Annotated in this window: 17 protein-coding genes and 1 other RNA gene; 15 read left to right on the top strand and 3 right to left on the bottom strand. The window is 26.5% G+C overall.

All coding sequences use genetic code 11. The features are described 5' to 3' along the window. The 8 genes from J7G74_RS03950 to J7G74_RS03985 all read left to right on the top strand — a co-directional run. On the top strand, window positions 1-528 hold a 528-nt coding region (locus J7G74_RS03950; protein WP_297132199.1), incomplete at its 5' end, for a sensor histidine kinase. 199 nt (window positions 529-727) lie between these two features. Then, an RNA gene (gene rnpB, locus J7G74_RS03955) (RNase P RNA component class A) lies at window positions 728-1,072 on the top strand. A gap of 225 nt (window positions 1,073-1,297) precedes the next feature. Next, window positions 1,298-3,304 carry an LTA synthase family protein gene (locus J7G74_RS03960; protein WP_297132200.1) on the top strand — a complete coding sequence of 669 codons (2,007 nt, stop codon included), beginning with the start codon at window positions 1,298-1,300 and terminating at the stop codon, window positions 3,302-3,304. 244 nt (window positions 3,305-3,548) lie between these two features. Beyond that, a complete protein-coding gene (locus J7G74_RS03965; RefSeq protein WP_297132202.1) occupies window positions 3,549-4,217 on the top strand; it encodes a DUF3298 domain-containing protein in 669 nt (222 codons plus the stop codon). 15 nt (window positions 4,218-4,232) lie between these two features. Further along, on the top strand, window positions 4,233-4,745 hold the full coding sequence (locus tag J7G74_RS03970; RefSeq protein WP_297132204.1) for an amidase domain-containing protein: 513 nt from the start codon (window positions 4,233-4,235) through the stop codon (window positions 4,743-4,745). Window positions 4,746-4,838: 93 nt separating this feature from the next. Continuing rightward, window positions 4,839-5,651, top strand: a complete 813-nt coding sequence (locus J7G74_RS03975; protein WP_297132206.1) for an N-acetylmuramoyl-L-alanine amidase family protein — start codon at window positions 4,839-4,841, stop codon at window positions 5,649-5,651. Window positions 5,652-5,667: 16 nt separating this feature from the next. Continuing rightward, the gene (locus J7G74_RS03980) at window positions 5,668-6,123 is read left to right on the top strand and encodes a hypothetical protein (protein WP_297132208.1); all 456 of its coding nucleotides are present in this window, start codon (window positions 5,668-5,670) and stop codon (window positions 6,121-6,123) included. 178 nt (window positions 6,124-6,301) lie between these two features. Continuing rightward, on the top strand, window positions 6,302-6,703 hold the full coding sequence (locus J7G74_RS03985; RefSeq protein ID WP_297132210.1) for a hypothetical protein: 402 nt from the start codon (window positions 6,302-6,304) through the stop codon (window positions 6,701-6,703). A gap of 84 nt (window positions 6,704-6,787) precedes the next feature. On the opposite strand, the gene J7G74_RS03990 is transcribed toward J7G74_RS03985, so the two are convergent. The 3 genes from J7G74_RS03990 to J7G74_RS04000 are packed head-to-tail and all read right to left on the bottom strand — an operon-like array spanning window position 6,788 to window position 7,865. Then, complete coding sequence (locus tag J7G74_RS03990; RefSeq protein ID WP_297132212.1) at window positions 6,788-7,360, bottom strand: manganese catalase family protein; 573 nt, start codon at window positions 7,358-7,360, stop codon at window positions 6,788-6,790. A gap of 23 nt (window positions 7,361-7,383) precedes the next feature. Next, window positions 7,384-7,656, bottom strand: coding sequence for a spore coat protein CotJB (locus J7G74_RS03995; protein WP_297132214.1), 273 nt, complete (start codon window positions 7,654-7,656; stop codon window positions 7,384-7,386). After that, window positions 7,656-7,865, bottom strand: coding sequence for a spore coat associated protein CotJA (locus tag J7G74_RS04000; protein ID WP_297132216.1), 210 nt, complete (start codon window positions 7,863-7,865; stop codon window positions 7,656-7,658). Before J7G74_RS04000 ends, J7G74_RS03995 begins: the two co-directional genes overlap by 1 nt. 152 nt (window positions 7,866-8,017) lie before the next feature. Between J7G74_RS04000 and J7G74_RS04005 the strand changes: the two genes are divergently transcribed. The 7 genes from J7G74_RS04005 to J7G74_RS04035 all read left to right on the top strand — a co-directional run. Continuing rightward, complete coding sequence (locus J7G74_RS04005; RefSeq protein ID WP_297132218.1) at window positions 8,018-8,887, top strand: tRNA 2-thiocytidine biosynthesis TtcA family protein; 870 nt, start codon at window positions 8,018-8,020, stop codon at window positions 8,885-8,887. Between the two features lie 93 nt (window positions 8,888-8,980). Further along, a complete protein-coding gene (locus J7G74_RS04010) occupies window positions 8,981-9,997 on the top strand; it encodes an exonuclease domain-containing protein (protein ID WP_297132220.1) in 1,017 nt (338 codons plus the stop codon). Between the two features lie 97 nt (window positions 9,998-10,094). Further along, entirely contained in the window at window positions 10,095-10,790 is a 696-nt protein-coding gene (locus tag J7G74_RS04015) for a hypothetical protein (RefSeq protein WP_297132222.1), read from the top strand. Window positions 10,791-10,818: 28 nt separating this feature from the next. After that, window positions 10,819-11,748, top strand: coding sequence for a S8 family peptidase (locus J7G74_RS04020; RefSeq protein WP_297132224.1), 930 nt, complete (start codon window positions 10,819-10,821; stop codon window positions 11,746-11,748). 189 nt (window positions 11,749-11,937) lie between these two features. Continuing rightward, window positions 11,938-12,609, top strand: a complete 672-nt coding sequence (ftsE, locus tag J7G74_RS04025) for a cell division ATP-binding protein FtsE (RefSeq protein WP_297132227.1) — start codon at window positions 11,938-11,940, stop codon at window positions 12,607-12,609. Next, window positions 12,609-13,505, top strand: a complete 897-nt coding sequence (gene ftsX, locus J7G74_RS04030; protein ID WP_297132230.1) for a permease-like cell division protein FtsX — start codon at window positions 12,609-12,611, stop codon at window positions 13,503-13,505. The genes ftsE and ftsX overlap by 1 nt, the downstream gene beginning before the upstream one ends. Before the next feature lie 19 nt (window positions 13,506-13,524). Next, window positions 13,525-13,880: coiled-coil domain-containing protein (locus J7G74_RS04035; RefSeq protein WP_297132232.1), on the top strand; the 356-nt coding region annotated here is incomplete at its 3' end.

Raw genomic sequence — 13,880 nt, forward strand, 5'->3', positions numbered from 1 at the left:
AGATTATTAAATTTAATAAATAATATAATAGATACTTCTAAAATTGAAAATGGCAAATATAAAATTAATGTAAAAGATGAAAATATAGTTTATGTAGTGGAAGAAGCTGCCTTAACATTAAAAAATATGATAGAATCTTCTAATATAGAGCTTCTAATAGATACTAATATAGAAGAAAAAATAATAAAATGTGATGCTTATGAAATTGAAAGATGTGTTGTAAATCTCGTAAATAATGCAGCTAAATTTACGCCAGAAGGTGGTAAAATTACAGTTAATATAGAAGATTTAGGTGAGGATATAAAGATTAGTGTTGAAGATACAGGTATAGGAATTGATGAAAAATATCACAAAACTATTTTTGATAGATTTAATCAAGTAGTAGATGAACAAAGAGAAGTAAAAGGTGGAAGTGGTTTAGGACTTACTATAACTAAGCATATTATTAATCTACACAATGGAGAAATTTTTGTAGAAAGTGAAAAGGGTAAGGGGACTAAATTTACAATAATTTTACCTTGTAAATAGAGATATTCTTGATAAAATCAAAGTATGTTATATAAAAACTTTAAAAATTATGATTTGCCATAAGGTTATAGTTTTGTAGTTTTTTGATAGTAAAATAAAGACATTTAAATAAATTATGAGATATATAAATATAAAAAGTTATAGTTGGAATATAATGGTTTTGACAAGATTATTTTTATATGTTAATATAAATAAGAATTAAGTAAACCAGATAATCGCAGGTGACAACAGTCACGTGAGGAAAGGCGGAGCTCCATAGAGCAGGGTGCTAGGTAACGCCTAGTGGGAGTGATCCTAAGGAAAGTGCAACAGAAAATAACCGCCAAGATTTTTCTTGGTAAGGATGAAAAGGCGAGGTAAGAGCTCACCGTTTCCTAGGTGACTAGGAAAGCCGTGTAAACCCCACCTGGAGCAAGACCAAAATAGGGCTAAAAGAGTGCTGCTCGTACTCTCCGGTAGGTAGGTCGCTTGAGCATATTGGTGACAATATGCCTAGATAGATGATTATCAAATACAGAACTCCGCTTATAGATTTGCTTAATTATAAAATCCCTTAGGGGATTTTTTTATTGTAATGAAATCAAGCTAAAAGAAGCTATGTAAAAGTATAATATAAATTAAAACAAACCTTCATTAAGAATAAATCTTAGTGAAGGTTTTTATTTATGACGAAAATGTAAGAAAAACTTAAGACTATTGTTTTTGTATTTTTATATTAAATAAGTTATAATTTTTAAGGATAACTTATTATAATCATGGGGGAATATTTATGCACAAAAGTTTAAAAGATAAATTTAAAGTTACCAAAGAATCTATTATAGAAGTAATTTTATGGTTGATAGGTGGGCTTTTTTTACTAATAACAACAGAATTTTTATTAAGAGGAAAGATAAAATATGTTAAGTTATTATTTTTAAATAAGTCAGGTGTGTTTTTAGTAAATTATTTACTTATACTTTTATTAACATCTTTTATTTTTATTCTTAAAAGAAAGAAAACATTTTACTTTATAATTTCAGTTATTATACTGGCTGTATCTGTTATAAGTAAGTATTTATTTAATGTCAGAGGGGTACCTTTTACATTTTCAGATATATATTCAATAAGTGATGGATTAGAAATTGCAAGTAACTATGTAACTTTACCAATGATAATTGGAGTTTTAGTTTTTTTTACTTTTATAATTTTAATTACAATATTTTTATTTAAAAAAGAAAAAGATAATAAAAGAATTACTAGTTTAAGTAATATAATACTAATTTTGATTATTATTATTTCGTTTCCTTTAATAACAAAATCACAATATGATAATGGCAAAATGGGATATATGAGATGGGATATTACAGCTTCATATAAGAAAAATGGATATGTTTATTCTACTATAGAATCAGCAGTAAAATATATAAGAGTTAAACCAAAAGGGTATTCTAAGGCTGCTATAGATAAAATTAGAGAAAAAGTTGATGAGAAAGCCCAAGAAGACAGTAGAAGGATAAATAAAAATAAACCTAATATGATTTTTGTTCAGTTAGAAGCTTTTATGGATCCAACTTTGATCAAAGAAATTAAATTTAGTAAAGATCCTATTCCAAACTTTAGAAAAATTTGTGAAAAAAGTAAAGGATATTTAGCAGATGTACCAACAACAGGTGGAGGAACTGTAAGAACTGAATATGAGGTGATGACAGGAAATAATATTGATTATTTAACTCCAGGAGAGATACCATATAATACTATATTAAAAGGCAAGTACTATAATTCAGTGGCAACAACATTGAAAGAACAAGGATATAGTGCTCATGCTATTCACAACTTCCAAGGAAATTTCTATACAAGAAATAATGCTTATGAAAAGCTTGGATTTGATACATTTACTTCCATAGAGTATATGAATGAATATGAAAAAAATGAAAGAGGTTGGGTAAAGGACACAGTACTTACTAAATATATAAAAAAAGCTTTAGAAAGCACAGAAAGTAGAGATTTAGTTTATGCTATTTCTGTTCAAGGACATAGTGCTTACCCAGAAGACTCTTTAGAAAAATATGATTTTGATATAAAGGTAAGTGGAAATTTAGATGAAAAAGACAAAGGGCAACTATATTATTACGCAAATCAGATAAAAGGAACGGATGACTTTGTAGGAGATATAATGGAAATGGTAGATGAAAGTGAAGAAGATACATTAGTTGTTTTTTATTCAGATCATATGCCAGCTTTGAATTTATTTTTAGATGAAAGTTTTTACTTAGATTCTTATCAAGCTCCTTTTGTATTTTATAGTAATTTTGATATGGAGAATTTTAAATTTGATAACACAGAAGCATACAATATAAGTACATTAGCAATGCAATTAGCTGGTGTTGAGTATGGTCCTATAGAAAAGTTTCATGCATATTTAGGCAATGACAAAAACTATGATAAATATGAAGAACTTTTAGAGTATGATTTATTATTTGGTAAAAATTATTATTTGAAAAATAATGAAAAGGCAAAAGAAAATAAAATGCAAATGGGGCTAGATGATGTTGTTGTAAGTCATATTGAAAATGATAAAAATCATATTTTTATAAAGGGATTGAATTTCACTGAAAATAGCTCAGTATATATAAATAAGCAAAAAATAGATACAACATTTATAGATGAAAGCACTTTAAAAATTAAGATGATTGAAGATGTAAATACCTTAGTGGTTAAACAGTTAGGACGAAATGATGGACTTTTAGGTCAGTCTAATGAAATATCTATAAATGATAGTATTTTGTCTAAGAAATAAGATTAAAACAGAAGCTAATAATGTTATACATTGATAAAAGATGATAATGTAATTGAATAAGTAATTAGATTTATACTTAGCAAGAGAAGATATAATAAAAAAGAACAGTTATATAACTGTTCTTTTTTTATTGTAATGAAAGTAGTAAAACTCATTTATTATTTATAAATATCAAGTTAATATCATATTATTAACTATAAAAGTATCAGAGTAGTACCTTATGTATAAAAAGAGGGGGGTTGGAATGATAGTTATTGGAAGAGAATTTTTAAGCTATGATAAAGATAATATTAAATATTACATTAATTTTCCAAAGTTATATAATGACAATGACTTTATAAAAGATGAAATGACAGAGTTGATTAATGAAATTATTTTTGAAGATATAGTCATATTTTTAGAAATAGTTGAAGATAGTAATTCTAATATAGATGAAAATAATATAATGATTAATAGTCTTACAGAATTTGAAGTTGGATTTCAATCTGAAGATATAGTAAGTATAGCTATTGAATATACACAGCTATCAGGTTTTTTAGATATTAGTTATTTAAAAGGATATAATTATGATTTTAGTTTAAAGAAAGAAATTAAGCTTAAAGACTTATTCAAAAAAGAAGTAGAGTTTGAAGAAATATTAAAAAATTATATATCTGAACAAATAGTCAAAATAATTAGAGAGATTACTAATCCTAAAGAATATGGCTTAGATGAAATTATTGTTGATAATATTTATATTGATGAAAATAGTATCTTTTATTTTGATTCTAAGTACTTGATATTACCTTTTTCATCATGTGAGCTATCTCAAAATATAATGAATTTGGTAGAATTCAAAATACCTTTTAATAGAATATATTCTTACCTAAGCGAATATGCAATGAAGAATTTAATCAAATCAATTATATTTTAATTTTGGAGGTATAGTATGTTTTATGAATATAATAGACAATCAGCTGTGGATTATGCAAGACGATGGGCATTAGATAGAAACCCTAAATATAAAGATTATGAACTGTGGGGAGGGAATTGTACAAATTTTATTTCACAATGTTTATTCGCAGGACAAATTCCTATGGACCATTCTGGAGACAATATAATGAAACAATGGTATTGGTATAGTGATAGTAGCAGAACACCTAGCTGGACAGGATCAGAACCATTTTACCAATATTTAATTAATAATAATAAAAATTTATCCTCTAACTATGGTGTTTATGCTAAAGTAGCTGATTATGATGAACTAGAAATAGGTGATATCGTTCAATTAATTCAAGATAATAAAGCCTATCATAATATGATAATAACAGAAGTGATTTTGAATGGAGATGAAATAAGTGATTACTTAATATGTCAAAACACATATGATCTATTAGATTATCCTTTAAGTTTAAAAGTAGGAGAAAGAAGATATATAAAAATATTAGGTTATTATAAATAGTTATAAAGTTGAAAAGAAACTTTCTTGGTGTTAAAATATTTTTATTAGAATTATTTTCAAAAATATATAAAATATACTAAGAAAGGTGAAATTATGGCTAGAAATAGTAAGAGAAAAAGACATAAAAAAACAAAAACTAGAATAAGTAAAAAAAGACTAATGATTGTTGCGTTAGTTTTACTATTAATAGGATTTGGTATATTTAAAGGAATTCAAGTTACATTTTTAGGTATAGATAAACTAAAAAATAATTTTGGAGTTCTTGTGACAACTATATTTGGAGAAGGTGACGATACTAGCCAAGTTAATACTGATAAACAATTTGATTTAGAAGAGGAAAATCAAGATGTTAAGAAGAAATATGTAGTATATATCGATGTTGGTGATGGAGGAAGTGAAGTAGGATATAAAACCAAAGATGGTGTAACTGAGAAAGATTTAAATTTAACTATAAGTAAATTAGTATCTACTAGATTATCTTCTCAAGGTGATATTAATGTAATTGTATCAAGAAATACAGATTCAAACTTATCTAGTAAGGAAAGAGTTGAAGATGCTAATTATCAAAATGCAGATGTTTTTGTATCCATTCATATGACGGGTAATGAAAATCCAACAGCTGAAGGAATTCAAACATTTTATAGAGAAGATTCTAATAATGGATCAGATGAGCTAGCTACTTTAGTACAAAAATCTATGGTTGCATATGTAGACTTAAAAGACAGAGGAGTAACTCCATTTACATTTGATGTATTAAAAGACAATAATATGCCAGCAATTTTAATTCAATGTGGATTTTTAACAAATCCAGAGGATGGGAAAAAATTATCAAATCCTGACTTCCAAAAAGATTTGGCAGAAGGAATATCTCAAGGAATATTATCTTTTTTAGATGCTCAAGGATAAAATAGGAGGGATAAAAATGGGAGAACTACAGGTAAAAAAGAATCTACTAGAAGAAGCTTTAAAGAAAAAGTCTATGGAAGATAATTTTACCATTGTAGAAAATAATAACCTGGTTTTATTTAGATCTTTTCAAGATATCTATGGGAGCAGCTGCCTAGCAGCAATTATATTAAGTAATTCGGCTTATGCTATGATAAATATTTTCTTTGGAAAATTAGAAATAGAAGAAAAAAGAAGCCAAATACTAGAATTAATTAACAAATTAAATACTACGTATTCTGCTAATAAATTTATCCTTAGTGAAAGTGACGAACTTGTATTACAAGTACCTTATATAAGTTTAGCAGAAAATTTTGATGGAGAAATAGTAGTAGATTTATTAAGAGAATTATTATTTATATTATTAAAAAAAGAATATATCAAGTTCCAAGAAATTCTAGGTGATAGTATGATGATGGATTTCAAAAACTGATAAATTGAAAGCTTTGAAGTAATAAACTTCAAGGCTTTTTTTATTGTAAGAAAATGATATCTTATCTAATTTGTAGATATAAATGTAATTTCCAATATATATAATCTACTTATATATGTATAAAACTCTTATAAATAGGTTAATAATTGATAGTAATAACTATTAAAAGGAGTTTAGTATGTGTGAAGTAACAGATTTTTATCAATATAAGTATAGTAAAAATAATTATTTTATTAATATAATAATAAGTATAGAAAGTGCATATGGAATAAATATATTATTAAAAGAAAAATTAAAGCAGAAAAGATTAAGAAAAGATTATAGATGTGCTTATTTAAAATTAAAAGAGAAAATAAATGAAGTTAATATGAATTTGCCATATGTAAAATTAAGACTTAATAAATGTTATTTACAGTATTTAAAAGATTTATATTATGATTATTATGATAGAGAAGAAAGTACATGCGTAAAAGAAGTGATTCATCATCTTCAATATTTTATAGAAGAAGATGGTGATAATTTATATAAATTTTATGATTTAATGGAAGATACAAAAATAAATGTATTATTACTTAACTAAAGTTAGATTATTTAAATCATTTAAAATATAAAAGGTTGCATGGTATATTTAACACCTTGCAACCCTAATTAGTATATATTTTTATTAAAATAATTTTTGACAATCAGTATATTCATATACGTCCATCAAAGCTTCTCCGAATCTTTGATAATGAACTATTTCTCTTTCTCCTAAGAATCTTAAAACATTTTTTATATCTACATCATCAGTTAAATTTATTAATTGATAATAAGTTGCTAATGCTTTTTGCTCTGCAGCCATATCTTCGTGTAAATTAGTTACCGAATCACCAAAAACATTTATATAAGCACTTGTAAAAGGAACACCATTTGCATCAGATGGTTGGATACCATGCCCAAATTGAGCATAGTTTGGACCTAACCCACAAGCTTTCATCTCTTCAGGTGTAGCATTTTCAGTTAATTGATAAATCATAGATGCAATTATCTCAACATGAGCTAATTCTTCAGTACCTATATCAGTTAATAAGCCTTTTGTTTTTCCAGTTGGCATAGTATATCTTTGTTGAAGATATCTAAGTGCAGCTGCTAACTCACCATTAGGTCCGCCAAGTTGAGTCATAATGAGCTTAGCCATTCTTAAGTCTTTTTTATGCAATGTAACTGGAAATTCCAATACTTTTTCATATATCCACATAAAATTAATCCTCCTATTTTATCTTATTCATAGAACTCTCTTTGCCATGGCCAAGGATCATCAACCCATTGGAAAGGACAAGTACCCATATTACCACCATGTCCAAAGTTCATTAGTGGTCCATATTTTTTTTCATATGCACAAACTGCTTGGTGGAATTGTGAACCAAGTGAGTTGTAAATATTTAAAGCATTTTTATCTTCTGGATTATTGTCTAGATATAAATTCATATCTACACATGCAAAACAAAGCTCTTGAATTTTTCTTATTTGTTCAGCTCTACTCATGCTTGCCATTATCTTCTACCTCCTACTCTCTTTTTAGGTGATAAATATAATGATGGATTGTAATTTTCAGAATCGAATAAATTTAATTCTGGAAACAGAGTTCCATATTCTAATGCACATGAAAGGTTGTACATTTTTGTAAGAACTTGATTGTTGATATATGGTCTAACTAGTGAATAACCACAATTTTTTTCAACACCTCTAGTTGTGTTTTCCATATTGTCAAAACCTCCTTGAAGTAATAGATATTTCTATCTTAATAATATATTATTCAAATTTGATAAAATGGTTCTTCATTGCTTGTATAAAACATATAAAATATGATAAAATTAACTTCATGCATAAATATGTGGATAAATGAGGTGAAAAAATGAGTGAATTAGCAGGAAATGGCTGTCAAATAATAGTTCCATTTGACGAGCGAAAACCTTTAAAAGAAATAGAAAAAAGTATATTAAAAAAATATAGAAAATACACTTGGTCTAAATTTATAAAAGCTATAAAAGATTATAAATTAGTTGAAGAAGGAGACAAAATAGCTGTTGCCATATCTGGAGGTAAAGACAGTCTTCTTATGGCGAAAATGTTCCAAGAATTAAAAAGACATGGACAAGTTAATTTTGAATTAGAATTTATAGCAATGGATCCTGGATATCACAAAGATATTAGGCAATTATTAATAGATAACTGCGAATATTTAGAAATACCTATAAAATTATTTGATGCAAATATATTCGAAGTTGCAGATGAAATAGCAAGTGACTATCCATGTTACATGTGTGCAAGGATGAGAAGAGGGGCCTTATATAATAAGGCAGAAGAATTAGGATGTAATAAGCTAGCATTAGGTCATCATTTTGATGATGTAATAGAAACTACTATGCTTAATTTACTATGTGCAGGAAACTTTAAAACAATGCTGCCAAAGTTAAATTCAACTAATTTTGATGGAATACAAATAATAAGACCACTTTATTATATAAGAGAGGAAAGTATAATTAAATTTATACAAAATAGTGGAATATGGCCATTGAACTGTGCTTGTATGGTTGCGGCAAAGAAAACAGGAAACAAGAGATACGAAATAAAAGACTTAATCAAGAGTTTAGGAGAAAATTTCCAAGAAGTTGAAAAATCAATATTTAGGGCAGCTCAAAATGTTTATCTAGACTCTGTTTTAGGTTGGGAAGAGAATGGAGAGAGACATTCTTTCTTAGATAAGTTTGAAGATATCAAATAAATATAAATAAATTAGCCGTTGGAAAACACATTCAACGGTTTTTCTTTATGTTAATTATGTTAAAATATAATTATAGCAATAAGGATAGGGGGAGTGATTTTGAAAAAGATTTATATGGATTTCGAGATGAACATGCCGAATTCAAAGGGGAAGAAAGATTGCTTTAAGGGTGAAGTCATAGCTATTGGAGCTATTAAGTATGATACGAAAAATGGACATATAGAAACGTTCAAATCTTTAATTAAGCCCATAATTAACAAAGAAGTATTTCCTCATATAGAAGAATTAACACATATTACAACTGAAGATTTATCAACTGCTCCAACTTATGAAAATGTTATGAGAGAATTTAAATCATGGTTAGGAATATTTACTGAAATAGAAGGTATATATACTTTTGGTAATTTGGATTTGACATGTTTTAATTATACAGACAGGATAAGCTCTCAAAGAAATAATCATCCAAGATTTCTAAATAATATAAGAGAGTTATTTGTAGATATAAAAGAGAAATATATAAATTATGGAATAAGATGCATGAATTATATTTCATTAAAAAATCTTCTTAGTTATGCTAATGTTGAATTTGAAGGAGAGGCTCATGATCCTTTAAATGATGCTTATAATTTATATATATTAGATGAAATACTTGAAAAAAATGAAAAGGTAAGAAATTTACTAATTATTCAAGATTTTATAAAGGCACCTTTTACAAATATAAATGATGAACTTGAGGATAAGTTTGACGAATATAAGGAGCACCTATATAATCAAGTTGGTGAATTTGATATATATTGTATGTCTCTAGAAATAATAAAGACTATAAAATCTTATATTAGATCTTCTAAAGAAGTTAATGTACATGATATAGATATTATAAAAGACATATCTAAAAAGCTGGAAGTTTTAGATAATTTAAAAGATATTAAAGAAGGTTATTTATATATACTAGATAATTTATATTTAGATATGAAAGAATTGTTAGAAGATGCATTGTTATACAAATTAAATCAACAAGAATATGAGGAAGAAATAGATAATATAATTGATTTGTTTAATGAAGATTTAGAAATGGAAAATATAACTGAAATAGCAACTGATATAACGTAAAAAATGATTTCAAAAGAAATCATTTTTTTGTTTTAAAAAATAAATTTTACAAATATAAATAAAAGAGAAGATTTTATTTATAAGGGGGAAGATTGATATGTATATAACTACTTCTGTAAAGTTACTTACCATACTAAAGTTGATTATTTTTATAATTATTGTTGCATTTATATATATAAAGATTAAAGAAATAAAAAAATATGGATTAAATAAAAGTAAAAATATAAATTATTTATTAAAGAGAAATACTAAAACTTTAATTAAAAATAAATACTCTAAATTTAATATACATAATAAGGATGAAAATATTAAAGTATATAATTTTAATGGAGAAGATACTGTAAGATATCCAAATGGTGATATATATAAAGGACAAATTAAAAATGGACTTAGAGAAGGTTTAGGGACTTGTTATTTTTATAATAAAGATATGTATGAAGGAATTTGGAAAAATGATAAAATGGAATGTGTAGGTAAATATGTTTTTGCAGATAAATCTTTTTATAGTGGGGATTTTAAAAATGGATGCAAAGAAGGTATTGGAGTATATCAATGCAGTGACTATAAATATATTGGTCAATATTATGCTGATAGAAAGGGAAGGGTAGGCACATTTCATCTTCCGAATGATGAATATTTAAAAGTAATTATAGAAAATGGAACTATAGTTGAAGGGACTTATCTAAGAGACGGCAAGAAGGAAGAATATATTTATAATATTGATTTAGATAATGAGAGGGAAGTAATTAAAAATATTAAATCGTATTTTATAAAAGATGTTTCTAATATATAGATTCAATTTAAGCATTGGGAGGGATATTATGAAAAATCAAAATGAAGAGTTAAAGTTAGCGTTAATTCCCTTTATTATGAATAGAGGAGTCAAAAATAATACAAAAATACCATATGGCGTAACAATGATTCAAGCTAAAAGTATGTGGACGCTAGGACAAAAAGGAGTAGGAGTAAATATAGCAGTCATAGACTCGGGTTGTGACGTAGAACATGAGAGTCTAAAAAATAATATAGTAGGTGTGAGAAATTTTACAGATGAGGATAATAAAAATCCTAATATTGTAACAGATCGAGTAGGTCATGGAACTCATGTATGTGGAATAATCGCAGCAAATGGAAATAATAATAGCATAGTAGGTGTGTCACCTAGTGCTAACCTCTATATATTAAAAGCAATTGATGGTAGTGGAACAGGAAAAGTAAGTTGGGTGGTGAATGCCATTAACTATGCTATTGAAAAAGATGTAGATATAATATCTATGTCATTAGGAATGTCTCAAGGAGATACTAAATTAGAAAGGGCAATAAAAACAGCTATTGGCCGTAATATATTAGTTGTTTGTGCTGCGGGTAATGAAGGCGATGGCAATTATGATGCATTTGAATATTCTTATCCAGCTGCCTATGTAGATGTAATATCTGTAGGGGCAGTTGATAAAAAAGGTATACCAGCTAGTTTTTCAAATTCTAATTTAGTAGTAGACTTGGTAGCACCTGGAGTAGATATAATATCAACTTATCCTAATAATCAATTTGCAAGCTTAAGTGGAACTAGTATGGCGGCTCCTCATGTAACTGGAAGTTTAGCCTTACTTAAAAATTGGTCAAAAGATGAATTTCAAAGAAACTTGACTCAAGAAGAAATATATGCTCAACTTATAAAATATACAAGAAACTTAGGATTCCCTAGAACCGTTCAAGGAAATGGATTAGTTTATTTAAAAGATAGAAAATAATATAAAGACATAAAGTGGCTAAAATATCACATTTATAAAGTGATATTTTAGCTATTTTTTTGCTAAAAATAAAAAAATTTTATTTTTACTATTAAAATTCTACAAAAAAATGGTATAATAAAAAGAAAGGTAACAAAATTGTAACTAATTAGGTGCTTGAAATAAAAAAGATATACATGGAGTGATGAGATGATTAAATTTACAAAAGTTGAAAAGCAATACTCTGATGGTAATATGTGTTTAAAAGATATAAATCTTAGAATAGATAATGGTGAATTTGTTTTTTTATTAGGACACTCAGGTGCAGGTAAGTCAACTCTTCTTAAATTAATAAGTAGAGAAGAAAAATTAACTGATGGAAAAATAATTGTTAATAAAGAAAATATAACAAATATAAAAGATAGAAAAATTCATAATTATAGAAGAAAATTAGGTATAGTATTCCAAGATTATAAGCTTTTACAAGAAAAAACAGTTTACGAAAATGTTGAATTAGCATTAAGAGTAGTAGGAGAAGATCCTAAGAATATAAAACAAAAAGTTATGGATGTTTTAGAGAAAGTAGGAATTGCTGATAAATATAATAAATATCCAGATGAATTATCAGGAGGAGAGTGTCAGAGGGTTGGTATAGCAAGAGCTATAGTTAATAAACCATCTATAATAATAGCTGATGAATGTACAGGAAATCTTGATATGGACAACTCTATTTCTATAATGAAACTTTTAAGTGACATTAATAAAGAAGGAATTACTGTTATAATGGCTACTCACAATTTAGAATTGGTTAAAGAATTTCCAAGGAGAATTGTCAAAATTGAAGATGGCAAAATAATTTACGATACAAAGAGGTATGCATAATGAAAATAATATCAAAAATATCATATAGTTTGAAACAAGGATTAAAAGGTATATTTAGTAATAAAACTATGAGTGCTATATCTATAGTGTCGGTAACATCTGTTTTGGCTATTTTAGGTATAGTGTTATGTATAGTTTTAAATATTAATTCATTTATCGAAACAGCTAAAGATGAAGTAAATGAATTAAGAGTATCAGTTAATTCAGAATTGAAAGAAGATGAAGTTGAGAATATTGAAACAGAACTTAAGAAAATAACTGGTGTAGTAAGTATAAAGTATCAAACTAAAGAAGAAGCCTTTAATAATATGAAGGAAAGTTTTGGAGATGATGATCATCTACTGGATGGCGTAAAAAATCCATTAGATAATTACTATATAGTTACAATAGAAGATTCAAGTACCATTGAAAGTATAGCAAGTAAAATAGAGAAAGTTGCAGGTGTTACTGACATTCAGTATTACCAAGACATAATGGAAAACTTCTTAAGTACTTCAAACACAGTTAAGAAGTTTGGAGGTATAGTAATAGTATTTTTACTAATAGTTTGTCTAGTATTAATTTCAAATACTATAAAAGCTAGAGTATACAGTAAAAAAGAAGAAATACAAGTTATTAAATATATAGGTGGAAGCAATAGATTTGTAGTTACACCTTTCATAGTAGAAGGAAGTATAATAGGATTTTTTGGTTCTATAATATCAGTTTTAATTTGCGCAGGAATTTACAAGTATGTTATAGACAATATTCAACTATCGTTAAATTCTATAGTTGGAAATGTAATGATGCCTTTTTCTAGTATATCTTTATTACTAGTTAGTGTTTTATTTATTACAGGAATAGCTGTTGGTATTCTTGGAAGTGCATTATCAGTTAAAAAATATTTAAAAGTATAAAATGATAGGGGGGAATAAAGTGAAGAAGTTTATTTCGACATCTTTAGTTTGTGCTATGTTATTTACAAGTGCAGGAAGTATATCTGTAAATGCTGAAAGTACAGACAGTAAATTAAAAACAAATCAAGCTAAACAAGATGAGTTAGATGTAAAAATACAAAGCCTAAATAAGAAAACATCAGAAGTCGAGGAAAAAATAAAATCAGCTAATGATAAGATAGAAAAATTAAATGAAGAATCTAAAACATTACAAGAAGAAATTGCTAATTTAGAAAATAATATAAAAGAAAATGAAGAAAGTTTAGGAGAGAGATTAAAAGTTATTAATGATAATTATACACTTGGATACTTAAAGGTTATATTAAGTAGTGACTC

The organism is Terrisporobacter sp., from assembly GCF_017888745.1.
Classification (GTDB): domain Bacteria; phylum Bacillota; class Clostridia; order Peptostreptococcales; family Peptostreptococcaceae; genus Terrisporobacter.